A 25,513-nucleotide genomic window follows, 5' to 3' on the forward strand; every position below is an offset into this window, starting at 1 on the left:
CGGGGAGAGCGGCGCACTCCACTCTATCCCCTCACCCTGAGGAGGTCGCGTAGCGACCGTCTCGAAGGGCGAGGCCACAGGCCGGGCCTCAGCTCCGTCATTGCGAGGAGCGAAGCGACGAAGCAATCCATGCCTCCGCAAGTGGTGAAATGGATTGCTTCGCTTCGCTCGCAATGACGGAGATATAAAAACCTGGCATGACAGCCTGCACCAGATGCGAAGGGAAGGCTGCGCGAGCTTCCCTTAAGTCTTCTGTTGGCGCACCGCAACGGCGTTACGCCAGCTTGATGTCCCAGAGGCCTTCCTTGCGGCAGGCGGCGACCTCCTCGCGCAACAGCGTGGTGACGGCGGTGGTCGCGATTGAGGTGGGACGATCGATCGGAGAGGCAATGATCAGCTCGCGCGACAGCGGCTTTGCGATCGCCGCGGTTTCCAGCCGGCCGTCGGCGACTTCGCTCCGCACCGAGGATGGCGGCAACAGCGCAAAGCCGAGCCCCTCCTCGACCAGGCTGGTGAGCACGCGGAACGAATCCGCCTCGAGCTGGACGTCGAGCTTGATCTTCTTGAGCGCCGCGGCGTGCTCGATCAGGGCACGGAGCCCATGCGAATGACTGGGCAGTACCAGGCGCTGGCGCAAGAGCCAGCCGATCTCGACCTGCTTCTTGCGCGACAAGCCGCAGCCGCGAGGGCCGACGGCTATGATCTGGTCGCGGCCGAGCGGCTGCGCCGCCAGATGCAGGTCCGCGGTGCGGCCGTAGATGATCGAAATATCCATCTCGCCGCGGTGCAGCCATTCGATCAGGTGGCCGCTATAGCTCTCGACGATGCGCAGCGAGATGCCGGGGAAATTCTCCACGCAGCGGCGGGCGAAGCGCGCCGAGAGCACGCAGCTCACCGTTGGCACCAGGCCGAGCACCACGCGGCCGGACGGCGGGCCCTGCGCGGACTGGATGTCGTCGCGGATCTGGTCGACCTGGCGGACGATGCCGGAGGTGCGCGCGAGCAAGAGGCGACCGGCATCGGTCAGCACCATGCCGCGGCCGTTCCGCGTAAACAGCTCCGTGCGCAGCTCGTGCTCGAGCAGCTTGATCTGCCGGCTCAGCGCCGGCTGAGCTATGCGCAGCGTGTCGGAGGCCTTGCTCAGGCTCCCGAGTTCCGCGACGCAGGTAAACGTCCTAAGCTGGCGGAAATCCATGCTTGCCAATCTTGGAATGCTACTTCATACGCTATAACAAAACAGCATAGGGAGTTTACGCCGGCGCCACAATGGTCCGCCGCGCCTTTCAGATCCGCCATCCCTTAAACGAACGCGCCGGTGATTTCCGATGACCGCACAAGAACACCATGACGACTATTCCGACATCCGCGATGCGGTGGCAAAACTCTGCGCACAGTTTCCCGGTGAATACTGGCGCAAGCTCGACCGGCAGATGGCGTATCCGAAGGAATTCGTCGATGCGTTGACCGAAGCCGGCTATCTCTCGGTGCTGATCCCCGAGGAGTATGGCGGCGCGGGGCTGAAGCTGTCCGCGGCGGCGGCGATCCTGGAGGAGATCCAGCGTGCCGGCTGCAACGGTGGCGGCTGCCACGCGCAGATGTACACGATGGGCACGGTGTTGCGGCACGGCAATGCCGAGCAGAAGGCGAAGTATCTGCCGAAGGTCGCGAGCGGCGAATTGCGGTTGCAGGCCTTTGGCGTGACCGAGCCGACCAGCGGCACCGATACGTCGTCGCTGAAGACGTTTGCGCGGAAGGATGGCGACCACTACGTCGTCAACGGCCAGAAGATCTGGACCAGCCGCGCCGAGCATTCCGATCTGATGATCCTGCTCGCGCGCACCACGCCGAAGGAGCAGGCGAAGAAGCGGACCGACGGGCTGTCGGTGTTCATCGTCGACATGCGCGAGGTCAAGGGCAAGGGGCTGGAGATCCGCCCGATCCGGACCATGATGAACCACGCGACGACAGAGGTGTTCTTCACGGACATGCGGGTGCCGGCGGAAAACCTGATCGGCGACGAGGGCAAGGGTTTCCGCTACATCCTCTCCGGCATGAATGCCGAGCGCATCCTGATCGCGGCCGAATGCATCGGCGATGCCAAATGGTTCATCGCCAAGGCGACCAACTACGCCAAGGAGCGCGCCGTGTTCGGCCGGCCGATCGGCCAGAATCAAGGCATCCAGTTCCCGATCGCAAAAGCCTATGCCTCGATGCGTGCGGCCGAGTTGATGGTGAAGGAAGCCACCCGCAAGTACGAAGCCGGGCTCGACTGCGGTGCGGAAGCCAACATGGCGAAGATGTTGGCGGCGGATGCGTCCTGGGAAGCGGCGAATGCCTGCGTGCAGACCCATGGCGGCTTCGGCTTTGCCGAGGAATACGACGTCGAGCGCAAGTTCCGCGAGACGCGGCTCTACCAGGTGGCGCCGATCTCGACCAATCTGATCCTGTCCTTCGTCGCCGAGCATGTGCTCGGCATGCCCCGCTCCTACTGAGGTGAGACGCATGCTGCCGCTCGAGGGACTGACCGTCATCGCCGTGGAGCAGGCGGTGGCTGCGCCGTTCTGCTCGTCGCGCCTGGCCGATGCCGGCGCGCATGTGATCAAGATCGAACGCCCCGAGGGCGATTTCGCCCGCGGCTATGACGCCGCCGCCAAGGGCCAGAGCAGCTATTTCGTCTGGCTGAACCGCGGGAAGGATTCGGTCGTGGTCGATCTGGCGACCAAGGAAGGCCGCAGCGCGCTGGAAGAGCTCATCGCGGGCGCCGACGTGCTGTTGCAGAATTTGAAGCCGGGCTCGATGGACAAGCTCGGCTTCTCGCTTGCACGGCTGCGCAAGGATTATCCGAAGCTGATCTGCTGCACCATCACGGGCTATGGCGACGAAGGGCCGTATGCCAATCGCAAGGCCTATGATCTCCTGATCCAGGCCGAGAGTGGACTCGCCTCGATCACCGGCGGGCCGGAGGGCGCCTCGCGCGTCGGTATGTCGATCGTGGACGTTGCGACCGGCGCGACGGCGCATGCGGCGATCCTGGAAGCGCTGATCGCGCGCGGGCGCACCGGCAAGGGGGCCGACATCCGCATCTCCATGTTCGACGTGATGGCGGACTGGCTGACGGTGCCGCTGCTCAATGCCGAGGACGGCAAGCCGCCGAAGCGCATGGGCCTCGCCCACCCCTCGATCGCGCCCTACGGCGTGTTCCGCTCCAGGGACGGCAAGGAGATCCTGATCTCGATCCAGAGCGAACGGGAATGGAAGAAGCTGTGCGCCGAAGTGCTGGGCCAGCCGGAGCTACCGAAGGATCCGCGCTTCGCCAACATGGTCGAGCGGGTGCGCAACCGCGCGCTGACCGACCAGACCGTCGGCGACGCCTTCGCGAAGCTGACGCGCGACGAGCTGCTGCAGAAATTGGCCGATGCCGACATCGCTTTCGCCGAGGTCAACACCATGGACGACCTCGCCCATCATCCGCATCTGCGCCGGATCGAGGTCGAGACGCCGAACGGCCGCGTCGCCTATCCGGCACCGGCTGCGATTGTCGTCGGCGAACCGCGCCACTACGGCGCGGTGCCGGCGATCGGCGAGCAGACCAGCGCCGCAAAGTCCTCTCCTGCCCGGGCCAAATCATCATGAGCGAACAACTCGACCTCGATCATCTCAGGCAATGGATCGGCCGCACCACTGAGGCCTCCGACACCGTCACCGCGCAGCTCGTGAAAGGTCTGCGCGCGACGCTGTTCCAGGAGATCGGCGAGCCCAAGGTGGGCGATGCCGCGCCGTTCACGGTGCATTGGTGCCTGGCGCAGCCGGTGTTTCCGATGTCGCAGCTCGGTCCCGACGGCCACCCGACCCGCGGCGGCTTCCTGCCGCCGGTGCCGCTGCCGCGCCGGATGTGGGCCGGCGGCGAGCTCGAATTCCTCGACACGCTGCGCGTCGGCGACGAGCCGAGGCGCGTCTCGCGCATCTCCGACGTGAGCTTGAAGAGCGGCTCGACCGGCACGCTGTGCTTCGTCTCCGTCCATCACGAGGTGATGACGCCGCGCGGGCTCGCGATCCGCGAGCGGCAGGATATCGTCTATCGCGAGATGACGAGCACGCCAGCGGCCACATCGGCGAAGGCTCCGCCCCCGCCGCCGATTGCAAAGCACCGCGAGACACACATGGCCGATCCGGTGCTGCTGTTCCGCTATTCGGCGCTGACCTTCAACGGCCATCGCATCCATTACGATCGCGACTACGTCACCAAGGTGGAGGGCTATCCCGGCCTGATCTTCCACGGGCCGCTGCAAGCCGCGTTCATCATCGAGCTGGCGGCGAAGCTTCATGGCGGCCAGCCGCCGAAGAAGTTCGTCTATCGCGGCGTGCAGCCCCTGTTCGAGGGCAGCGAGTTCTCGGTCAACGCCAATGAGAATGGCGAAGGCCTGGACCTGTGGACGGCTAATGCTGAAGGGCAGCCGACGATGAAGGGCACGGCGACCTGGTAGGGCTTGACTAGCGGTCGCTCCTAGGCCGTCATTGCGAGGAACGAAGCGACGAAGCAATCCATATCTCCGCAAGCGGCGAGATGGATTGCTTCGCGGAGCCTGTCATCGGGCGGCGCTACGCGCCGACCCGGTGGCTCGCAATGACGAAAAAATAAACTGGGGAGAATCGCCTGATGTCGTCCCGCAAGCCCGCCGCCGCCAACAGCAAAGCCGTCACGGTCAAGGACGCGACGTTCGGACTGCTCCGTGCCTTCGGCATCAAAAAGGTGTTCGGCAATCCCGGCTCAACCGAATTGCCGTTCCTGAGCGACTGGCCCGATGACATCGACTATGTGCTGGGACTGCAGGAATCCTCTGTCGTCGGGATGGCCGACGGCTATGCGCAGGCGACGCGCAACGCCGGCTTCGTCAATCTGCATTCGGCGGCCGGCGTCGGGCACGCGCTCGGCAATGTCTTCAACGCCTACCGCAACCAGACGCCGCTGGTGATCACCGCAGGCCAGCAGGCGCGCTCGATCCTGCCATTGCAGCCGTTCCTCTACGCCGAACGCGCCACCGAATTCCCGCAGCCCTATGTGAAATGGGCGGTCGAGCCGGCGCGGCCTGAGGACGTCCCCGGCGCGATAGCACGCGCCTATTACATCGCGATGCAGCCGCCCTGCGGGCCGACCTTCGTCTCGGTGCCGGTCGACGACTGGAACCGGTCGACGCAGCCGGTCGAGGCGCGCCAGATCAGTCGCGAGATCGGGCCCGATCCGGCGGCGATGAAGGCGCTGGTCGCCGCGCTCGCCGACAGCAAGCACCCTGCCCTCGTCGTCGGCCCCGCCGTCGACCGCGCACAGGCCGTCGATCTCATGATTGAGGTCGCGGAGAAGACGAAAGCCTTGGTGTGGGCGAGCCCGTTCTCGGCGCGCTGCTCATTCCCCGAGCGGCATCCGCAATTCGCCGGCTTCCTCCACGCTTCCCCGGGGCAGCTCTCGGAGGCGCTGCGCGGGCACGACTTGGTCGTCGTGATCGGCGCGCCGGTGTTCACCTTCCATGTCGAGGGCCACGCTTCGATCTTCGATGGCGCAACCGCGCTGTTCCAGATCACCGACGATCCAAACGCTGCGTCCTTCACGCCAGTCGGCAACAGCATCATCGGCACGATGAAGCCGTCGCTTGCGACACTGCTCGAACTGTTGCCCGAAACCAGGCGAGCCGTGCCCGCGGGCCGCGCGCTGTCGCCTGTGCCCGCACCCGGCGATCCGATTCCCGCCGAGTTCCTGATGCATTTGCTTGTCGCCGCGATGGGGCCGCATGACGTGCTGGTGGAAGAGGCTCCCTCGCATCGCCTGGCGATGCAGAAGTTCATGCCGATGCGCGGGCAGGACAGTTTCTACACCATGGCGAGCGGCGGCCTCGGCTACAGCCTGCCGGCGGCGGTCGGCATGGCGCTCGGCCGCACCGGTTGTCGCATCGTCTGCCTGATCGGCGACGGCTCGGCGATGTATTCGATCCAGGCGCTGTGGACCGCCGCGCAGCGCAAGCTGCCGATGACGGTGGTGGTGATCAACAATTCAGGCTACGGCGCGATGCGCTCGTTCAGCCAGGTGATGCAGGTGCGCAACGTGCCGGGGCTGGAATTGCCCGATATCGATTTCGTCAAGATCGCAGAAGGCATGGGCTGCCACGCCGTACGCGTGACGAAGGCCGCCGAGCTTCCAAGCGCGCTGAAGCGTGGGCTTACACATGACGGCACGAGTCTTGTCGAGGTGGTCGTGGATTCCGCGGTGCCGCTGCTCTACACGCAGAAGGGATAGCAGCCCGTAACCCGGATGGAGCGAAGCGCAATCCGGGCTACGCTGTCCCTCTCAGGAAGCCAGGAATCCTCCGTCTTACGCTGAAGATACAAGCGTTCATACACGGGACAGAGAGCACGGGAGCTTCAAATGTTCCGGCGATCACCTAGCTGAGGCCGTCCGATCCAAACCCTGTTAAGGCAGCGGGTTGTCCAGTCGAGCCGGGGTCTTCCTTTTAGTCGCGCTTGAGCTTCGTGGTAAGGGCCGACGTAGCGAAGCCGGGTTGGTATTGCCGAGTATACGCGTCGGATGCGTGCGAGCGCACGTTCCGCGGCTTTCCTGTCCCGTTCGTCAAACGCAAATCCGAAGCCCATGCGAATGCGGTCAGGCAGCAGCTCGGCGCTTAGGGCTTGATACCATCGCGGTACGCGCAACCATGGACGACCGCCAGCGAAGATCTGTCCAGCCACGTCGCGGGCGGTGTCGGTAACCGACAATGTGTCCGATTGCATCATGGCCCGGTTGTAGGCGACAAACGATTGCCAATCCGCAGGCAAGTCAGTCGGCTTCAGCCCGAACAACGCCCCAAAGAGCCGGCTTTCGGCCCAATATCGCTCGCGCTCTTCAACCGAGAGCGGAGGCAAGATCATGTCGTGCACCATGAGAGCGGTCTCGACGAGGGTCGCGTGAACCCACAGCAACGCTGCGATCTCATTGGCGCGGTAGAGTGAGCCACGCTCGAAGGGACCGATCGCTTCGGGCAAGCGGCCGACGATCGTGGCATGGCGGCGGTGGAGATGCCGGGCAGCAGCAAGAGCCGTATCGACCGAGCCGAACACCATCGTAAACATAACGTCAAAGGTTCGATGAAAACGACCGATCGGATCCGCAAAGGTCCGCGAGTGCTCCGCCACAGCGGCCGCGATCCAGGGATGCGCCAGTTGAAGGAGCAACGCACGACCGGCGCCCAAAAAGATGACCGCTTCTCTATCGATCCTCCAGGTCATCGAGTCCGGACCAAAAATGCCCTCGGCAGATCCGGCAGCCCGAGCCCGGAGAAAATCCAGAGCAGCCTCCAGTTCGCTTGCAGAGACCAATGCGCACCTTTCCGTGTGGACGATGACAGCTTATCCCAGCCGGCCGCAGATCGGACAACCGGCATTTCCGAGTTTGCCCTGCAAGCAGATAAGACGCAAAGATGCCAAAATGGGCGCATACGACCCGGCCCAAAGCCGAACAACAGTTCCAGCCGTAATCACGTCGGCTGCCCGAGCCAGGCTCGGCTCCCACCCTTATCGCGATCCGAATTGATCCGGATCATGGATTGTTCCGTCCAACTCATAATGGTGATGGCAAAATCATCCTGTCATTGCGGGAGCGCTGAGAATTGCCGCAGGACGATCCGGCCCGCGCCTCGCGCGAACATGACCGGCAGCGCTGGCACAGGAAGACCGCGCGGACATTGGCGTCGAAAGCAGACACAGGGTATTTTTGGTCCTTGTCGGCTCGCGCCAGCAGCGCCGGCTAATTACGGACTGCGTACAGGGGCGTCCTGACCGTCAGTTGATAGGCGGGCTTGGGCACCCACATGATTTCGGCGGTGATGCCAAACAGCCGATTGTCGTTATCGTCCATGCGATCGAGATCGAGCCGCATGATCGGTTGCGTGAACGGCTGAATGGGCGCAAGGGTTAGAAGCTGCGCCCCTTCGAAGGACTGCACGCCCACACGGCCAGTGAATCTCCAATTATTGGACCATTGATAGTAGCCGCCGACATAGGCGATCGTGTTCGGGTTGATCTTCACGAGCGTCGTGCCGACGTCAGTGCGCGTGTCCTGGAAACCGGCGAGGAAGCCTTTGGTCTCATCGGAATCAAGTGCATAGTCGAATTCGAGAATGTTGTTGAAGGAGGTTGTGGCCAGCGGACCATTGGGGATCGATTGTGTGATGGTCGATTGCAGCGTCACGGTCGGAAAGGTCCCGCCGTTCTGCTGGTAGAGATCCGCCTGGAAGCCGACGTTCCAGCTTGTGACTTGAAAGGACGACCACCCGCTGCCTCCGAACTCCGTCGAACTGCCGGAGACGCCTCCGTATAGCGAGACACTGTCGGTGACATCGACCGTCAACGGAAAATCCACGTTGAGCGATTTTGCTGCTGGCAGGCCGGTCGGAAACGCCGCGCGGTTCGGTGTTGCAAGCGTTCGCAACGCATCGAATAGAGTTGGATGTCCAAAGCCAAATGCGAGCGATCCTGCCGGCACCTGCGCGTAGCTTGTCCTCAGATCAAGATAGACCGCCGGTATCGATGCGCTGATAGCGCCGTCATCATCATTTGCGCCAAAGGCTGTCCCAGCGGCGAGGATCAATGTCGCGTGCAGTCCAGCTTTCAACATCAGCCGGAAAGCCGAAAATTCCACGCCGCTACATAGAGGAGCATCCAAGGCGTAAATCTTCTCTAGAGACGATGATCATCAAGTTGGGAGGCGCGAAGGTCGATCTCCGCCCGTCCGCTCCTCGACCTTTCCCGAAACTGTCGCGGGGTGAATCCGGAAATCCGTCGGAAAGCGCGAGCAAAGTGGGCAGGGTCTGCATATCCCGATGAGAATGCTACGTCGATGATCTTGTTCTCAGTATCGCTTAGAAGCTGCATCGCATTGTTGAAGCGGACCTGCTCAAGCAGGCCCGAGTATGTCAGCCCGGCCAGCGCGAGCTTCCTCTGCAGACTCCTGACGCTCAGTCCAACCATCTCGGCAGCCTGCACTATCGCCGGGCCTCCCTCGTCAAGATACGATGGTAAAGTCAACTTGAGAATGCCGACGACGTCGCCGCCGAAAGGCTGCCGCTCTGTCTCGGGCAAATGAGACCGGACAACAACTGCGCGATTGGGATAGCTCAAGAACTGCAGCGGCACTTCGATCCATGAGGCTTTCTGACCTGACATGAAGCGTGTATCCGGCCAATGCGATTGAACTTCTCTGCTCGGCATATAATCAGCTTCAAACGCGATCACTCTGGGAGTCCAGCACGCGCCCGCGAACTGACGGACGATGTGCAGGACGAATATGTTCTGAAGCCATTGGGACACCTCAAGATGGGAAATACCTTCCGTTCCAATGAGCTTGCTGCAAATTTTCACGCTTTCGTCGTACGGCTCCAGCCATAGACGCAGATTTGTATCTTCGACCGGCGCCCACTTGCACATCTGCTGAAGAGCAACCAACAGAGTTGGCGAATGCCGGATTCGAACTCGCATGGCATCGCTTAGATGATCGAATGAGAGCCTCTGGGCTGCGCGAAAGGCGATCTCCGACAGCCCCTGCTTTTCCTGGGCGGCCGCCGCAAAGCGAACGGCCGGCAGCAGCGGCACGTAATGATCCGCTTTTTCCTCCAAAGACGTAGGAAGCCGGAATTTGGCGAGAAGCGCCGCGGTGGGTCCGCCGATCTCTGAATGAATTTCAGCAAATGGCATTAGAAATTGGCAACGGGTCAATGGAATAACGGTCATCACTACCTGCCCAAGAAGTCTGCCGCGGTAGCAGACTAGCAGGCTTGCAACTGTCTTGCCTTATCGATTGTCAGGTCGTGCAGGCATGGCGAGCAACAAATAATTCCACTTGACGAACATTTTGGCGGCTGGTGGCCAGATTGGTCCTGAGAATGCGCGTAGCCTCAAAGCATCGGTTCTCTTCAGAGGGACCGTGGGCTTCACGCCTCACACAAACCGATGAGAGCTGTCCGTTTGCCTTCATCTCGGGCGGTCCGCGCGGCCATTATCGCGTCGCTGCGACACGGTGACGCAACTCTCGATGGCACAGCTCGCGCCTGCAAAATCAGCACGCGCACCTTGCAGCGTCATCTCGGTCGCATGGGCACAAGCCACAGCGCAATGCTTGCGGAAGTTCGCCTGACTATCGCGTGCCGCTTGCTCGTGGACTCAAGCATGCGCCTGTCCGATATCGCAAGATTTCTCGGCTATACGAATGCAAGCAGCTTCAGCCGCAGTTTCGTGCGTTTGATGAAAGTTCAACCCGTTGTCTACAGACAGCAGCAACTTGCGCGTAAGCAGGAGCGGCACGCCAATCGCAGAAGAATTTGTCCGATTGACTGCTGAACTGATCCGGCCGATTGGCGCGAAATGGCAAGACTTGCGATCTGAATTGGCGCGAAATGCTTAGCGAAGCTGCTTGCCACATTGGAAGCTGCTTGCCAATTGCCCGGCTGCTGCGGAGCCACTTTCTAGAATGCGCAGAAGAAGATGCGCCAGACGATTTTTGAAAGCCATAGGAGCCGGCCGAAAGGAAAATAGTCCTCTTTCCAAGGAGAAAATTGCCGTGACACTTCGTGCTGCTTTAATCGCATTTTGCGTCGGCGGATTGCTGATCTGCCCCCAAGGACTTTCTGCTCAAACGGCCCCCGAACGTAAGCCGCATATTCCGCTTGAGAAATCCATCGGCCAGGCAAAGCCGGAAGTCGTGCCATCCCTCTTCGTCCTCAATTCGCGCGGTGCGAGCTTGAAGGACGGCAAGCTTGTGCTGACGGGAATTTCGCCGAATGCCATCGTGTTTGCCGATCGACCTGTACGGGCGGCCGGTCACGATCTCACGACGCGAATTGTTGAGGATTGGGGCAACGGCAGCGACAACTTCGCCAAAGATCCTCCAAACGCTACGGTTTCCGGTTTCAAGAAAGACGGATCGTCGGTGATCGACGCCGTCGTCGTACTGAAATCGCCCAAGCTCGAGGACGACAAGCTGACTTTCGATGTCGATATTCTCGAAGGCGATCTTGTGGGAGCTGATGGGCCGGCATCAGTTTTTATCGACATCATCGGCCGCCCCTTCACTCCGCTGTCCTTTGCGGGCGTCGCCCGCCGAACGGCCTGGCGCGGTGCTTTCTACCGAGGTGCGGCCTTTGCGGGAGCGGCCGCAGTGGCCGGAGCTGCCTATCCATACTACGCGCCCCGGTGCGGATATTATCCTTATCCGCCTTGCTATTGAGCTGCGCTGACTGGCGGCATCGTAGCTGCCGCCAGCAATTCATCCTGACCGCCTCGGCCCACAGGGCATGAGCGTCACATCTGAAAACACTAGCCGTCATTTGTATTCGTTTCAGGAAGGAGATAGCGATGAATATCACCCGCCGATCCCTTGCGTTTGGTGGAATGGGGCTGCTGGCAGGCGCGGCCGCCACACGATCAGTCCTTGCCCAGGATTCTTTCCTCGGAGTGGGTCAAGGCCTGGAGGATTTCTGGCTCGCGAGCGACGCCTACACTTTCGGCTATCCGTTGGTGACGATCGAGATGACTCGCCGGGTCATGACCAATGTTGCTGAACCGGTCGGAACACGGGGACCGATGGGTCATCTTATCAAGCTGCGCCAATATCCAGACGCTTCGTTCAGGGATGTCACCGCGCCGAATGCGGACACTCTCTACACAACCTCCTTCGTCGACGTCGGGAAAGAACCGTGGGTCCTCAGCATCCCGGACATGAAGGGGCGCTATTTCCTGATGCCAATGCTGGACGGCTGGACGACGGTGTTTCAAGTCCCAGGGAAACGCACCACCGGCACGGGGGCGCAGACTTACGCGATCACCGGACCCGGGTGGAAGGGCACGCTGCCGGCCGGCGTGAAGGAGTGCAAATCGCCCACCAGTATCGTGTGGCTGCTTGGCCGCATCTATTGCACCGGCACGCCGGAGGATTACGCCGCCGTCCACAAGCTGCAGGATGAGTGCAAACTCGTACCGCTCAGTGCTTACGGCAAGCCGTACACGCCACCTGCGGGAAAAGTCGATCCGTCGGTCGACATGAAGACCGCGGTCCGCGAGCAGGTCAATCGCATGGACGCGGTGTCGTATTTCAAGCTGCTGTGCGAGCTTATGAAGACCAATCCGCCCTACGAAGCAGACGCGCCCCAGCTTGCCAAATTTGCCCGAATTGGAATCGTCCCCGGACAGGATTTTGATGAGAGCAAGCTCAAGGCGGACTTCCTGAAGCGCTTACCGGAGGTATCGTTCGACAGGATCATGCTTCAGTTCAAGATCAACAAAGCCATCAGGGATGAGAATGGCTTTGCCTTCACAACGAAGACCGGCATCTATGGCACCGACTATCTGATGCGAGCCTTGGTGACCGCGATCGGACTCGGCGCTAATCGTCCGCAGGATGCGGTCTACCCGACCTCCCAAAAGGATGCGGATGGCCGCAAGTACAATGGCGCAAACAAGTACGTCATGCGGTTTCCGAAAGGCCACCTGCCTCCCGCGGAGGGATTCTGGTCGCTCACGATGTACGATAGCAGCTACTTCTTCGTGAAGAATCCGATCAACCGCTACTCGATTAGCGCCCGTGAAGATCTGAAGGAGAACGCGGACGGCTCGGTCGATCTCTACATTCAAAAGGACTCCCCGGGCCAAGACAAGGAGTCAAACTGGCTGCCCGCTCCCGAGGGAGATTTCATACTCATGCTGCGCATGTACTGGCCGCAGGAAACGGACCCCTCCATCATCAACGGCACATGGACGGTTCCTGCCGCCAGGAAGGTCGGGGCTTGAGAACTTGAACTCAGGCCGGCCCCAAGCAGGCTGGCATGAGTTGAAATGTTCTGGCTTTGCGCTGTACCGCCAAGAAATATCACGCGGGCAGCACAGATCCGCCATTGCGATCATACGGAATCAGCCGCCGTGCCGCTGCTCTCAGGCACGGTGGAGTTCACGCGCGTCACCGCGTGCTGCCCGTCGTAAGCTCTTGCGAGACCACCGGGATCATCAGGTGCTCGTTGGGTTTGCCGGGGAACATCACATAAGGCTGCGTCGGGTCTTTGACATCCAGATCGCGCGGATACGGACTGAGCATCTCGTGCGCTGCGCCGCCGACGATCATCACATGCGGCCCGGTCTGGACCCAATGCTGGTGCGTGTGCCGTTCGGAGGAATCATGATTGCTCGTGCCGGTGTCACCGGCCAGCATGAAGATGAAGCCAATCTTGTTCGGCGGGGTCTGTTTGGCCTGGAGAGCTTTGCGCCATTCCATGGCGTTCTGGTCATCGCATTCGGGTGTTCCGTCATTGCCGATAAAGCACGTGAAACCGTTCGATCCGGTTTGGACGGTCTTGGAAGACCCATCCGGCTGCGGCATGGTGATCGTCGCGTTGTTCACGACCGACGCCGGCGCGGCGGTCTTTGTCTTGGCGATGTACTCCGGTTCGGTTTTCGGGATCTCCTCGTTTGGAAAAGCCGACGCCGAGGTGATGGTGAGGGCTGCCGAAGCTACGCAGAACCCAACTGACGCGAGAGCATAGAGGCTTTTCATGACTTACCTCCTGTGGTGGGCAACCGGCATCAATTGTACATCAAAGCCAAGTGGGGGCATCCTCCGAAAGGCATCTCGGGCGGAGATTTTCGGCTCGGGTCGGAGCCATCCTGTTGCGGCTCTCCGCCGCAAGCTGTGCGGTCAAAAGCGCTTCTCGGAAAGAATACGCGCGGCGTGTTGAAGCCGGTCCACAGAGCGCTCGGTGTCGGTCAGGGCGCAACAGCTCACCAGGGTGTCGATAATGGCGAGCTGAGCCACGCGGCTGCTCATGGCCTCGGGCCGATATCTGGTTTCATTGGCGACGGTATAGAGCAGAACGTCGCAATGGGCCGCCAGAGGCGACTTGCCGAGCCGGGTGATGCCGATTGTCCGAGCGCCGGCTTCCCGCGCCAATCGGGTCGCGAGCACCGTCTCGACCGTGCTGCCTGAGTGAGACACCGTAACGGTCGTGACCGCCGGGCCGGTCATGCCCGCGCTGACGGCCTGGACATGAGAATCGACGACTGCGCTCGCCGCGAGCCCCAGTTGCAGCAGGCGATAGGAGAGGTCCTGCGCAATCGGCGCCGAACTTCCTATGCCATAGATCTCGATCCGCTGCGCTTCCCTCAACAAGCTCGCCGCCTTCGCCAGCGATTCCATTGAGAGCAGGCGGCGCGTCTCGTGGAGCGAAGCGGCGTGAGCAGCAAAGATGTGATCCGTGACGGTCGCCGGATCATCGCCTCGATGCAGATCCTCCTGAATCAGACGAACCGGCTCGATCAGATCGCGCGCCAGAAGAATCTTGAGCTCCTGGAACCCGCGAACGCCCACCCTGCCGCAAAAGGAAACGATCGTGCCTTCGCTCACGCCACATGTCTCGGCAACTTCGGTGATCGACATGTGAATGAAGGACTCCGGCTGCGCGATAATCAGCTCGGCGATTTGCCTGGCTTTTGGAGGAAGATCGGATTGCAATTCACGAACGCGGGATAGAATACCGCTCACGGACGGCCCTGCATTGGAGTTCGAGCGTGTCACCCGCGTCCTCGCGAACAACGTGGGAATTCATTTGGTGGATCGCGGAAGGTTATCGCGATTCCCTTTGCGCAGAGCTTCAATTCTCCTGGGCCGCCGGGATGAGCCGGCGACGAGGATGGCCCATGGGTCATTCCGGCCCGTTCTCCCCTCTCTCGGTGCTCAATCACCCTACACTGAGAAAAGCTCACAAAAAATTCCATCGGAAATAAATTATTCACAGCGACGTCAAGTCGCACTGCTATTGCCGACCGGCTTGCCCGCGCAGTGAGCCAAGCCTGCGCTGCAGGCCGTCGTTCGTTTCTTCAACTGTTCAACCAAAGGTAGATAAGAAATGACAACACGTCGCGACTTTCTGGCGGGCGCCACGGCGGCGGCTGCCTTTACCAGCATCAACCGGGCGCTGGCCATTCCGGCGCGGCGTCGGACCGGCACGATCATGGACGTCAAGCACATCGTGATCCTGATGCAGGAGAACCGCTCGTTCGACCACTATTTCGGTACGCTGCGCGGCGTGCGCGGCTTCGGCGACCGCTTCCCTATTCCGCTCGAAAGCGGCAAGCCGGTGTGGTTTCAGTCGGACGGCACCCGTGAGATCCCGCCCTATCACCGCGACTCCGCGACCAGCAACGCGCTGGTCGGATACGGCACGCCGCATTCGTTTGGCGACAGTCAGGCAGCGTGGAACCAGGGCAAGATGGGCTTCTGGGCCAAGTACAAGACCCCGTACGCGATGGGCTATTTCGGCCGCGATGACATTCCCTTCCAGTTCGCGCTGGCCGAGGCCTTCACACTGTGCGACGCCTACCACGCCTCCATCACCACCGGCACCGATCCCAACCGGATCGTGTTCTGGTCGGGCTCCAACTTCAATCCCACGCTGCGCGCGCAGGGCATCAACTGCACGACGAACGATTCCGAGCCCAACAACAACCGCTGCTGGCCCAACCCTTCCAAATGGGTGGACGGCCTGCCTCAGCCCCAGCCGAACTATCGCTATGTCGGCAGCGACTTTAACTGGCCCACCCTCCCCGACCTGCTGCAGCGCGCCGGCGTCAGCTGGCACGTCTACCAGGACATGAACGACAACTGGACCGGCGCGATGCACGGCTGCCTGGCGTTCGCCAGCTTCCGCCACGCCCAGCCGGGCGATCCCAACTATGTGCACGGCCTGACCGGTGGCCCGGATTATCTCGACAGGCTGAAGGCCGATGTGATGAGCGGCAACCTTCCGCAGGTATCGTGGATCCTGCCGACGCAAGCCAACTCCGAACATCCCGGCGGCGGCAGCCCGACCCGCGCCGGCAATTTCACCGACCAGGTGCTGGAAGCACTGACCGCCAACCCCGAGGTCTGGAGCCAGACCGTCTTCTTCCTGACCTTCGACGAGAACGACGGCTTCTTCGATCACCTGCCGGCACCGGCGGTGCCGTCCTATGACAACGACGGCAACCTGATGGGCAAGGCCACGATGCCGCTCGCGGGTGAATACTTTTCCAACACGGTCGGCAACGTGCTGAGCAGCGACGACAAGATCAGCGGCAACATCCGCCCCTGGGGTCTCAGTGCGCGCGTGCCGATGTACGTCGTGTCGCCGTGGAGCAAGGGCGGCTGGGTCAATTCGCAGGTCTTCGACCACACGTCGGTGGGCCGATTCCTCGAGAAGCGCTTCGGCATCAAGGTGGACTCCATCAGCCCCTGGCACCGCGCCATTTCGGGCGACCTCACCACGGCCTTCGACTTCGCGAGCCCCAACGATCCCCGCTTCCCGGAGCTGCCCGACCAGAGCAACTGGCAAGCATCGGATGCGCACCAGAAGACATTGCCGGCCCCCGCCGCGCCGACGACGCCGCAGCCGCTGTTTCAGGAAACCGGCGTGCGCTTCTCGCGCGCGCTACCCTACATTCTGCACGCCAGCGCGCAGGTTGATGCCGGCAAGAGCAAGGTGAGGCTGCTGTTCGCCAATACCGGCTTCGCAGGCGCCGTGTTCCACGTCTACGACAAGATGCACCTGGATCGCATTCCACGGCGCTACACGGTCGAGGCGGGCCAGATGCTGGACGACGAATGGGCGGTTGGCGACGACGGCCTTTATGATCTGTGGGTGCTCGCCCCCAATGGCTTCCACCGCCACTTCAAAGGCGACATCTCTACGATGCGGCACAAGAATGAGCCGAACCCGGAAATCTTCGTCGGCTACAACGTCCACGACGGCGGTCTGCACCTGCAGTTTCGCAACGACGGCAACGGCCACCTGCGCTTCACGGTGAAGTCCAACAAGATTTATGGACCGCTGCTCGCCGTGAGCGCCTCGGTGGCCGCCGCGATGCAGCCGGAGCCTCCGGGCTTCGGTCCGCGTCCGAGCGTCCGTCCCGTGGGCTTCGGCCCGGTGCCTGGTTTCCGGCAAGCTCCCGACTTCTGCGCCCCCGGCTTCGGCTTCAATCCGCCGGTCTTCTTCCCGGGACCCGACTTCGGCGGCGGTCCGCGCACGTCGTGGGATGTCAAAGTGTCCGCTTCCGGCCACCCCGGTGAACTGTACTGGAATCTGCGCACCACCGGCCTGTGGTATGACTTCGTCATCACCAGCGACTCGGGCAGCGGCTTCTATCGGCGCGTCGCCGGCCATGTGGAAACCGGCCGCGGTTCGGTGAGCGATCCTGGCATGGGCGTTGCCGACCGGTTCTAAAGAGGCGGCGCAATCACTCCAGCGAATTGGAGGCGCCTTCGGGCGCCTCTTCAATTTCCGACTCGGCCTAAGGCGTGGCCTCGGAATCACAAAGAAGCTCTGAGCTGGCCGACGGCAGAGTTCGACGTGTGGCGTCGCGATGGTGCGCGAGCGAGCTTCGCAAAGCGGACTATCAAGCGGCGGCACGTGTTAGCTAGCACAACCTCCACTCCCTCACGCGTCAAAGCGTCGCAATGCCGGACGATGAGTTGTCAGTGTTCGCTTATTAGAGAGATTTCAGTGTTGGCTTACTAGAGTGGTTAGAGATCGGACTCACAAACTCTTACGCGCATGCATCAATAGATTCTAAATCGCCTTCGTTGCCTTCGCACCTTCGATTTCCTAGTCGGACATCGACTAGGCGAACTGGGGGCGATTGTTGAGCAACTTCGAGAATTATAAGAACCGTTTGTATGTTGGCGTGGCGACGGGCGTTGTTACGTTATGCCTGAGCGGTGTGAGCTCTTCTCAGAGCAGGGCGCAGAGCGCGCAGCCGCACGTGTTGCCTCCGGTGCACGTCGATGCGCCCCAACAAAGAGCGCGAGCGACGCGCACTGTTCGGACTCGCGGTTCGGCTCAGCACTCTGCTCGCGTCGCATCCCGGCAGCGAACCGAACAGCCTCCTGCGCCGACTGCGCCTGTTACCACGATGGGATCGACCCGGACGATCGGAGCGCCGGCGCCAGCCTATGCTGGCGGCCAGTTGGCACAGGGTGGAACGCTCGGCCTGCTCGGAAGCACGAACGTCATGAATGTGCCGTTCAGCACCGTCAACTATACGTCGCAACTGATCGAGAATCAGCAGGCGCGGACGGCCGCGGATACGCTGATCAACGACTCTTCAGTGCGACTCACCACAGGCAGCAACGGATTCGACGATACGTTCCAGATCCGCGGCTTCAGCGTTCCTTCAGGTGACGTTGGCTTCAACGGTCTCTACGGGCTGGTGTCCTCCAGTCGCGTGCCGGCGGAGATCATCGAGCGAATCGAATTGCTCAAGGGGCCCGGTGCGCTCATCAACGGCATAGCCCCTGGCGGCAGCGTCGGCGGCGGCGTCAACATCGTCAGCAAACGCGCGCTTGAGGTACCTTTCACACGTTTGACGCCGGTCTTCATGAGCGCCGGCAATTACGGTCTCCATCTAGAGACCAGCCACCGCTTTGGTGAAAACAAGGAGTGGGGCGTTCGTTTCAACGGGGTGGGGCGCAATGGCGAAGCCTCGATCGACGGCGGAAACTGGCGGACGGGTCTCGGTGCGTTGTCGCTCGACTATCGCGGGGAGCGCCTGCGCTGGACGCTCGATGCCATTTCGCAGAACGACGACACCAAGAACTTCCGTCCGCAGATGACCATCCAGGGTAATGTGCCCTTCATTCCTGCCCCGCCCGACGCGCGCAGCAACTGGTACCCGGACACGATGCTCCGTCAGCGCGACAACACCATCGCCTCGGGCCTCGAATACGATCTGACCGAATCGCTGACGGCCTATGCGGGCATCGGCTATCGTGAGGGTGAGAACACTCAGACGTTCCCCGATTCCCGTGTCACGGGATTCCCTAGCGGCATAGACGCTCTTGGCAATTTCAGGCTCATCAACGCGTACTATGACTCCTACAGCAAGACGACGAGCGGCAACGCAGGCATACGGTCACGTTTCCAAGTAGGGCCGGTCGGTCATGCGATCAATCTCGCTTTCACCGGCTATTATCAGGAGAACGGCAACGCTTACGTTGCCAATACGCCGGCTCAGTCAGTCCCATCGAATATCTACAACCCATCCCCCCTTCCTGTGGTCACTGGCGCGCGCACGCCGCCGCGGTTAGCCAACGAGATAACGCTCAGAAGCGTTGCGATCGCCGACACGATGTCGCTCCTGAATGATGCGATCCTGGTGACCGTCGGCACTCGTCACCAGAGAGTGGAACAGGACGCTTTCAGCACCACTACCGGTCTCCCGACAAGCAACTACGGAGCAGAAGCGCTGACGCCACTTGCCGGCGTGGTAGTCAAGCCCTGGCATAATGTTTCGCTCTACGCGAACTACGCTGAAGGACTGAGCCAGGGCACCATCGTCGGTCCCGGCTACAGCAACGCCGGTACCGTGCTTGCCCCATTCAAATCGAAGCAGCAGGAAGCTGGTATCAAGGTGGACTGGGGCACCATCACGACGACTGCGGCGGTGTTCCAGATTACACGACCCAGCCAGATCCGGACCGCATCCAACGCACTGGCCTATGACGGCGAACAGCGTAACCGCGGCGTGGAGCTGTCCGCTTATGGCCTGTTGCTGCCTGGCCTGCGCGGTATGGCCAGCGCAACCTTCCTGCGTCCCGAGCTGACCAACCCGACCAATCCTCTGGAGCGCGGCAACGACGCCCAGGGCGTGCCGGACAAGACGTTCTCGGCCAGCCTCGACTGGGATACGCCCTGGGTCGAGGGCCTCGCTCTCAATGGGCGCGTGATCTATACGTCGGGCGCCTATCTCACCAGCGCCAATCTCCTGCGATTCCCCGATTGGACTCGTGTCGACATCGGCGCGCGCTATACGACGACGGCGCTCACCGGCAAGCCTGTTACGATCCGTGCCAACATCGAAAACGTGACCGGCGAGAACTACTGGCTCACGACCGGTACATTCGTAACGGTTGCGTCGCCTCGGACTTACATCGTATCTGCTTCATTCGATTTCTAAGGTGTTTGTCATGACAAAGCCCTTCATCGCAGTAGTCGCCCTGCTTGGCGTGATAACGCCCGTGCAGGCGCACCAGATCTGGATCGAGCAGTCCGATGGCCAGAATGCCGTCGTTCGCTTTGGCGAGTTCGGCGAGAACCTTCGTGAAGTGTCACCGGGGTTGCTCGACAAGTTCGCTAAGGTAACCGGTACGCTCATCTCCACCAAGGGCGAGCAAAAGTCCGATGCCACGAAGACCGCAAACGGCTTCACGCTGCCATTTTCCACGGCCCCCGGCGACGGCATTGTCGCGGAAGATGCGAGCTACCCGCTCTATGTTTGGAAGCAGCAAGACAAAGAGGCCACGAACTGGTTCTATCCTGCCGCACGCTTGATCACCAGCTTTGCCGCGCAGCAGCCCAAGCTCGTACTGGACCTCGTGCCTACAGGTCAGGAAGGCCAGTTCAAGCTCTTCTTCAAAAATCAACCTAAAGCCAAGACCAAGGTGACTCTGGTAACGGAATCTGGCTGGTCCAAGGAAGCTCACACCGACGAGCAGGGCCTTGTAACGTTTAGTATGCCTTGGAAAGGCACTTACGTCGCTGAAGTCAGCTTCAACGACCGCAGCCCAGGCGAGCGCACGGGGACGAAGGGCGCTGAGAAGTATGATGCCGTGAGCTATGCCACCACCGTGACCTATGTGAATGCCAACGGCCTGCCCCCAATTCCTGCGGGCCCGCCGGCAACTCCGGGCAAATGAACGCCCTGATACATCGCCTTCGCTCCACGGGCCCGCTCATCTCGCGCATCGTCGCCGCCCTGTTCGGCGGCTATGCGCTGGCCGCGCTCAACAGCGTCGCCGTGCTCGCTTTGCCCATGAGCAAGCCCCAGGCCGTGCTCACCGGCATGCTGGCGAGCTTTGCCATCTACGCCGGTGCAGTGATCTGGGTCTTTGCCGTGCGCAGCGCGCTGAAGGCTTGGGCCGGCCTGATCGTCGTGGCCGTGCCGTTGTCGCTGGCGGCATGGTCCGTTTCCTGACGAAGGGCCGAGGCGTGAAGACGGACAACGATGTGCAAGTTGCCGGCCGCGGCATCCGGCAAAGTATGTCCAGCCTGCATACGTGGGCTGGCCTTCTGCTCGGCTGGATTCTCTATGCCATGTTCCTCACAGGGACAGTGTCCTATTTCAAGGACGAGTTGTCGCAATGGATGCGACCGGAGCTGCCGCCTCTAGCTCAGATTCCCGATCAAGCGGTGGTGGCGCAGCGAATTGCTGATGAACTCGGCAACATCGCGCCCGGAACCTCGCAGTGGAGCATGCGCCTGCCGGACGCGCGCAATAACAGTGTCTACGCCTTCTGGCGTACACCCACAGGCAATCCGGGCGGCCGTGCCTTTGACGAAGCCAATTTCGATCCCGCCACCGGCCAGAAAGTCACCTCACGCGGCACGCTGGGCGGTGAGTTCTTCTACCGTTTCCACTTCCAATTCCACTACATGCCAGTGATATGGGGCAGGTGGCTTGCAGGTGCGGCCGCAATGTTCATGCTCGTGGCCATTGTGAGTGGCGTCATCACCCATAAGAAGATTTTCGTCGATTTCTTCACCTTCCGCTGGAGCAAAGGACAGCGCTCCTGGCTGGACGCTCACAACGCCTTTTCGGTGTTCGGGCTGCCGTTCCATTTCATGATCACCTACACCGGATTGGTGACCTTGATGGCGCTGTACATGCCGTGGGGCGAGCGCGTGGCGTTCAAGAGCCCGGCGGAGCAACAGCAACTCAACGCCGAACTCAGTGCCTTCATCCAGCCCGGCAAACCCAGCGGGCAGAAAGTGCCACTGGCATCGGTCGAGGACATGGTGCGGCAGGCTCAAGAACGCTGGGGCCGGGAGAATGTGGGGCGCGTCAATGCGGTTCATCCCGGAGATGCGGCGGCGCGTGTGGCTGTGACGCGGGGAGAAGCCGGCCGCGTTTCCATGAGTCCGCAATATCTGGAGTTCGAAGGCGCCACTGGCAAACTGCTGGCAGTGCGCGAGCATGTGGGGGCTGCGGCCGAAACCCGAGGCGTCCTTTATGCGCTCCATTTGGGACGCTTCAGCGATACCGTCACGCGGTGGCTGTATTTTCTCGTGAGCTTCATGGGTACGGCCATGGTGGGCACGGGCCTCGTGATGTGGACCGTGAAGCGGCGACAGAAGCTGCCTGACGCGGATCGCCCCTATTTTGGCTTCCGTCTTGTGGAGCGGCTGAACATCGCGTGCATCGCCGGCTTGTCGATCGCAATGACTGCATTCTTGTGGGCCAACCGCCTGCTGCCACACCCCTTGGAAGGCCGCGCCAACTGGGAGATTGACCTGTTCTTCATCGTCTGGGCCCTGACACTGCTGCATGCCTTGGTGCGTTCCGCCAAGTCAGCCTGGGTCGAGCAATTATGGGCGGCATCGGCGCTGCTGTTTCTCTTGCCGATCCTCAACGCCGTGACGACGCAGCGTCCGTTGTGGCACAGCCTCACCGAAGGCGACTGGGTCTTTGCCGGTGTGGATCTCATGTGCTGGGCGCTCGCTGCGCTCCATGCCGTCCTGGCGATACGCACGGCTCGGCAGCAGACCGGATCTCAGTTCAGGCGCAAGACAAGCCGCGAGGCTCTGGCCGCCGTTGCGTCCGGCGAGGCGGCAGGATGAGTCATCTCCCTTCCTTTGCGCTGTGCCTTACAGGGTTCACCGCGCTGGCGTTCGCCACGAATCGCCAGCAGCGCGATATCTTTGGCAGGCTCCTGCGGCCAAGCATGACATATATCCATCGCATTGCCGGCGCGTGCGCCCTGGTTTTTGCGCTCGGCATTCTCGTCGCTCGGCATGGCTGGAGCCTCGGCCTCGTGATGTTCAGCGGTCACGCCAGCATAGCTGCCGGTATCGTGTTTTGTGGGCTGATCGGACGTGCGAGGATGTTTGGCCGCAAATTGCTCTAGTTGCTCGCCCGAGAAGGCGTATCGCCAAGCCACTGCATGAACTCGGCGACATGCTGGGCCCATAGGTCGGGCCGTGTCATGGTGAAGTGACCGGGCGATGACGGGGTTCCCGCTTGAACTGCGTAACGGCCGCGTTCGAGCTTCGGAACCGACTTTTCGAGAACTTGCAGTTTGTCAGGATTGAACTCGTCGTCGGAAAAATTGAGTGCGAAGAGCTTCGTCTTGATCTTGGAAAGCTCAGGCTCAGGATCGTAGCTGAATGATGATTTGAGCGAATAAAGAATATCGTTTGCATCGACATGCTCCGCTGTGAGACGGTTGGCGCTCAGGAATTTATCGACCGCGGGGCCGTCAGGCACTTCGTGCTGAAGAGCGGGAGCGCTGTCGATCATCAGGCGCAGAATGTTGTACCCCATGATCCAACCGCGCGGGGTCTCCGTATAGTCCCCGTTTTTCCATTCTGGATCGGCACGGATCGCATCGATCACCATGCGCCTCCAGAGGAGGTTGCGGCCCGAAACCGAGATCGGCAGCGAGACCACCGGCATCACGCCGTCCATCATGTCGGGATAGGCCTCGGCCCATTGCCAGGCATTCATTCCACCCATGGACATGCCGAGAATGGCGTGAAGATGTTTGATGCCCAGTGTTTCCGTCACCACCTTATGCTGGAGGTCGACGATGTCGCTGTAATCGTAGTTCGGGAACTTCGTTTTCAACCCGTCGCTCGGCTTGCTGGATTGGCCGTGGCCGACACTGTCCGGAAAGATCAGATAGTAACGTTGCGCGTCCAGCGCGCGACCAGGATCGAAGAGGGCCTTCGCGTAGGTTGGGCTCAGCAGGGCGCGGCTGTCCGCCCCGGTCCAATGCAGAACAAGGACCGCATTGTCGATCTCGCCCTTGGCGTTGCGGTGCGGTGTGCCCAGAGTCGAATAATGAATCTTGAGGCGCGCCAGCGTCTCCCCGTCACGGAACTTATAGTTGTCAAACCAGGCGTCGGCTTGCACGGCAGCGGGGTTCACACGCTGGTCCCAAGGTGACGCCGGCTCGCCGGCAGCCGCGGCAGATCGCGAACTGGATTGAGCGACTCCCACACCTGAGAGCATCGTTCCAGAAAGCAGGATACCGAGCAGCAGGCTGGCTGCCGCGCGAGCACGTTGAGACGTCATGATGAATTCCCTGTAGTTGGCGATGATTGGATTGCCTTGTGCAGTATCGTGTGCACCGCGCGTGCTATCGCAGCGGCGAAGACGTTCTGTTCGGGATCTTCGAAGCTTCGATATGCCTCTCGAGGTCCGTTATCCGACGCGCAACGTCGCTGCATGGGTCAAAGTTCAGTGCTTCATCAAACCGCAGAATGTTTTGCCATAGCCATCTAAAGAAGCTCGTCTCAGCAGTCGGATCCTGCGCTGCCGGAGCCTGCACATTTGAGTTGGTCATCTCTTTTCCTTTCACGACTTCGTGGATTCCGGAGCACACGTTTCATGTCTGGACAGCGGCGCGCTTCACTTCCCTCCCTGAGCCACGACGCAGCAGGTCAAACGCCATGATGTGGCTCGCACCCGAAATGCCGACGCCGTAGAGCGGGATCAGCGCCATGGGCAGCGTCTGGATGCCAGACATGCGGGGGTCGTTGAGGAGGAAGAAGGTCAGCCCCGTACCGACCGCCACGACAAAATCAGCAAAGCCGAAGATGTGGAAGGCCAAGTACCGGTTGCGACTCTCGGGCAGAAGTAAAACGCCGAGGGCCAAGAACCCCGCGATGAGGTCGCCCCACCCCGCGTTTCGAACAAAGGCTTCCGGGAGGAGGTTGTGCGCCCCATACCAGAAGAAAACCAACGCGGCCGCGATGCGCCAGATATGAAATGCCGTTATCGATCGTAGACCGATGGCTTCGATGTATGCACGGAAGCCATCGGACATTGCGTAGATAATAATAGGCACCACAATCCCCAAGGCGATGATGGCAGCCAGAAACAGCGGGGGAATGGCACGATAGAATCCTGCCTCCGCGGCAAAGGCGACCGCCAATCCCCAGATGGCCAGCACAACCAGCAAGACGCGCGTCCCGCGGCGTTTGCGGAGCTCGAGTTCTCGATCCATGACCTATCTCCTTTTAGGTGTAGTTACACGTACTTGAGCACAAAAATGCGTGACGCTTCTTCCCGCTCCTCAGGCTGATAAGAAGTCCAGAGTTGGTCTGAGCTCGTCCCAACGATTGGCGCCTATGCGGCGGTTGCTTTCTTTCTGGGCCTTCCGCCAGAGGGGCACCGCTTGTTTCAGGAGTACCCGGCCTTTGGCCGTCAGTGTCAGGCTACGAATACGACGATCTCGCGCGTCCGGCTGGATCGCAACGAGCTTCATGGTTTCGAGCGGCTTCAAGTTGCGAGTGAGGGTCGTGCGATCCATACCGAGCAGATCGGCCATGTCGCTGATCCGCACCGGCTCGTTGCGCTTCAACGCGGACAGGATTGTGAACTGTCCCGACGTGATGCCGATGGGCTTGAACATCGCGTCGTATCTCCGCGATGTGGCGCGGGCGGCCCTGTTCAGGCC

Annotated in this window: 23 protein-coding genes; 13 read left to right on the forward strand and 10 right to left on the reverse strand. The window is 61.2% G+C overall.

Features of this window, described 5'->3' with window-relative positions:
• Window positions 1–274: 274 nt before the first annotated feature.
• The gene (locus AC5ZGW_RS00595) at window positions 275–1,195 is read right to left on the reverse strand and encodes a LysR substrate-binding domain-containing protein (RefSeq protein ID WP_130227251.1); all 921 of its coding nucleotides are present in this window, start codon (window positions 1,193–1,195) and stop codon (window positions 275–277) included.
• A gap of 130 nt (window positions 1,196–1,325) precedes the next feature.
• On the opposite strand from AC5ZGW_RS00595, the gene AC5ZGW_RS00600 reads away from it, so the two are divergent.
• From AC5ZGW_RS00600 to mdlC, 4 genes are all read left to right on the forward strand, one after another.
• Window positions 1,326–2,492 carry an acyl-CoA dehydrogenase family protein gene (locus AC5ZGW_RS00600; RefSeq protein WP_028161769.1) on the forward strand — a complete coding sequence of 389 codons (1,167 nt, stop codon included), beginning with the start codon at window positions 1,326–1,328 and terminating at the stop codon, window positions 2,490–2,492.
• Between the two features lie 10 nt (window positions 2,493–2,502).
• Window positions 2,503–3,633 (forward strand): CaiB/BaiF CoA transferase family protein, encoded by a 1,131-nt coding sequence (locus tag AC5ZGW_RS00605; RefSeq protein ID WP_165435312.1) that lies wholly within the window; start codon window positions 2,503–2,505, stop codon window positions 3,631–3,633.
• Window positions 3,630–4,484 carry an HTD2 family dehydratase gene (locus tag AC5ZGW_RS00610; protein ID WP_130227253.1) on the forward strand — a complete coding sequence of 285 codons (855 nt, stop codon included), beginning with the start codon at window positions 3,630–3,632 and terminating at the stop codon, window positions 4,482–4,484. Before AC5ZGW_RS00605 ends, AC5ZGW_RS00610 begins: the two co-directional genes overlap by 4 nt.
• A 173-nt stretch (window positions 4,485–4,657) precedes the next feature.
• Window positions 4,658–6,286 (forward strand): benzoylformate decarboxylase, encoded by a 1,629-nt coding sequence (mdlC, locus tag AC5ZGW_RS00615; RefSeq protein ID WP_130227254.1) that lies wholly within the window; start codon window positions 4,658–4,660, stop codon window positions 6,284–6,286.
• 125 nt (window positions 6,287–6,411) lie between these two features.
• Here the strand turns inward: mdlC and AC5ZGW_RS00620 are convergent, their stop codons facing one another.
• The 3 genes from AC5ZGW_RS00620 to AC5ZGW_RS00630 form a co-directional block, all read right to left on the reverse strand.
• Window positions 6,412–7,362 (reverse strand): oxygenase MpaB family protein, encoded by a 951-nt coding sequence (locus tag AC5ZGW_RS00620; protein ID WP_130227255.1) that lies wholly within the window; start codon window positions 7,360–7,362, stop codon window positions 6,412–6,414.
• Between the two features lie 427 nt (window positions 7,363–7,789).
• Window positions 7,790–8,659 carry a hypothetical protein gene (locus AC5ZGW_RS00625; RefSeq protein WP_165435313.1) on the reverse strand — a complete coding sequence of 290 codons (870 nt, stop codon included), beginning with the start codon at window positions 8,657–8,659 and terminating at the stop codon, window positions 7,790–7,792.
• Window positions 8,660–8,721: 62 nt separating this feature from the next.
• Entirely contained in the window at window positions 8,722–9,771 is a 1,050-nt protein-coding gene (locus AC5ZGW_RS00630) for an AraC family transcriptional regulator (protein WP_130227256.1), read from the reverse strand.
• Window positions 9,772–9,990: 219 nt separating this feature from the next.
• Here AC5ZGW_RS00630 and AC5ZGW_RS00635 point away from each other — a divergent pair, with 219 nt between their 5' ends.
• The 3 genes from AC5ZGW_RS00635 (at window position 9,991) to AC5ZGW_RS00645 (ending at window position 12,822) form a co-directional block, all read left to right on the forward strand.
• Window positions 9,991–10,377, forward strand: a complete 387-nt coding sequence (locus AC5ZGW_RS00635; RefSeq protein ID WP_130227257.1) for a helix-turn-helix domain-containing protein — start codon at window positions 9,991–9,993, stop codon at window positions 10,375–10,377.
• 130 nt (window positions 10,378–10,507) lie between these two features.
• The gene (locus tag AC5ZGW_RS00640; RefSeq protein ID WP_245474814.1) at window positions 10,508–11,263 is read left to right on the forward strand and encodes a hypothetical protein; all 756 of its coding nucleotides are present in this window, start codon (window positions 10,508–10,510) and stop codon (window positions 11,261–11,263) included.
• A gap of 128 nt (window positions 11,264–11,391) precedes the next feature.
• Entirely contained in the window at window positions 11,392–12,822 is a 1,431-nt protein-coding gene (locus AC5ZGW_RS00645; RefSeq protein WP_130227258.1) for a DUF1254 domain-containing protein, read from the forward strand.
• Window positions 12,823–12,988: 166 nt separating this feature from the next.
• On the opposite strand, the gene AC5ZGW_RS00650 is transcribed toward AC5ZGW_RS00645, so the two are convergent.
• The 3 genes from AC5ZGW_RS00650 to AC5ZGW_RS00660 all read right to left on the reverse strand — a co-directional run bounded on the left by AC5ZGW_RS00650 (window position 12,989) and on the right by AC5ZGW_RS00660 (window position 15,043).
• Complete coding sequence (locus AC5ZGW_RS00650) at window positions 12,989–13,426, reverse strand: hypothetical protein (protein WP_130227259.1); 438 nt, start codon at window positions 13,424–13,426, stop codon at window positions 12,989–12,991.
• A 294-nt stretch (window positions 13,427–13,720) separates the two neighbouring features.
• A complete protein-coding gene (locus tag AC5ZGW_RS00655) occupies window positions 13,721–14,596 on the reverse strand; it encodes a MurR/RpiR family transcriptional regulator (RefSeq protein ID WP_130227260.1) in 876 nt (291 codons plus the stop codon).
• A 225-nt stretch (window positions 14,597–14,821) separates the two neighbouring features.
• Window positions 14,822–15,043, reverse strand: coding sequence for a hypothetical protein (locus AC5ZGW_RS00660; protein WP_245474818.1), 222 nt, complete (start codon window positions 15,041–15,043; stop codon window positions 14,822–14,824).
• Between AC5ZGW_RS00660 and AC5ZGW_RS00665 the strand changes: the two genes are divergently transcribed.
• From AC5ZGW_RS00665 to AC5ZGW_RS00690, 6 genes are all read left to right on the forward strand, one after another.
• Window positions 14,985–17,279 carry a phosphocholine-specific phospholipase C gene (locus AC5ZGW_RS00665; RefSeq protein ID WP_245474817.1) on the forward strand — a complete coding sequence of 765 codons (2,295 nt, stop codon included), beginning with the start codon at window positions 14,985–14,987 and terminating at the stop codon, window positions 17,277–17,279. The genes AC5ZGW_RS00660 and AC5ZGW_RS00665 overlap by 59 nt on opposite strands.
• Before the next feature lie 418 nt (window positions 17,280–17,697).
• Window positions 17,698–20,010, forward strand: coding sequence for a TonB-dependent receptor (locus tag AC5ZGW_RS00670; RefSeq protein ID WP_130227262.1), 2,313 nt, complete (start codon window positions 17,698–17,700; stop codon window positions 20,008–20,010).
• A 10-nt stretch (window positions 20,011–20,020) separates the two neighbouring features.
• A complete protein-coding gene (locus tag AC5ZGW_RS00675) occupies window positions 20,021–20,749 on the forward strand; it encodes a cobalt ABC transporter substrate-binding protein (RefSeq protein WP_130227263.1) in 729 nt (242 codons plus the stop codon).
• On the forward strand, window positions 20,746–21,027 hold the full coding sequence (locus AC5ZGW_RS00680; RefSeq protein ID WP_130227264.1) for a DUF3649 domain-containing protein: 282 nt from the start codon (window positions 20,746–20,748) through the stop codon (window positions 21,025–21,027). The genes AC5ZGW_RS00675 and AC5ZGW_RS00680 overlap by 4 nt, the downstream gene beginning before the upstream one ends.
• Window positions 21,028–21,092: 65 nt before the next feature.
• Entirely contained in the window at window positions 21,093–22,670 is a 1,578-nt protein-coding gene (locus tag AC5ZGW_RS00685) for a PepSY-associated TM helix domain-containing protein (protein ID WP_207231061.1), read from the forward strand.
• Entirely contained in the window at window positions 22,667–22,957 is a 291-nt protein-coding gene (locus AC5ZGW_RS00690; RefSeq protein ID WP_130227266.1) for a DUF3325 domain-containing protein, read from the forward strand. The genes AC5ZGW_RS00685 and AC5ZGW_RS00690 overlap by 4 nt, the downstream gene beginning before the upstream one ends.
• Here the strand turns inward: AC5ZGW_RS00690 and AC5ZGW_RS00695 are convergent.
• From AC5ZGW_RS00695 to AC5ZGW_RS00705, 3 genes are all read right to left on the reverse strand, one after another.
• Entirely contained in the window at window positions 22,954–24,126 is a 1,173-nt protein-coding gene (locus tag AC5ZGW_RS00695) for an alpha/beta fold hydrolase (RefSeq protein ID WP_130227267.1), read from the reverse strand. The two genes, AC5ZGW_RS00690 and AC5ZGW_RS00695, sit on opposite strands and share 4 nt — an antisense overlap.
• 313 nt (window positions 24,127–24,439) lie before the next feature.
• Window positions 24,440–25,060: a DUF8737 domain-containing protein gene (locus AC5ZGW_RS00700; RefSeq protein WP_130227268.1), complete on the reverse strand. Its 621-nt coding sequence runs from the start codon at window positions 25,058–25,060 to the stop codon at window positions 24,440–24,442.
• Window positions 25,061–25,129: 69 nt separating this feature from the next.
• Window positions 25,130–25,468, reverse strand: a complete 339-nt coding sequence (locus tag AC5ZGW_RS00705) for a MarR family winged helix-turn-helix transcriptional regulator (protein WP_245474815.1) — start codon at window positions 25,466–25,468, stop codon at window positions 25,130–25,132.
• Window positions 25,469–25,513: the final 45 nt, after the last annotated feature.

Source organism: Bradyrhizobium sp. Crot121 (assembly GCF_059512385.1).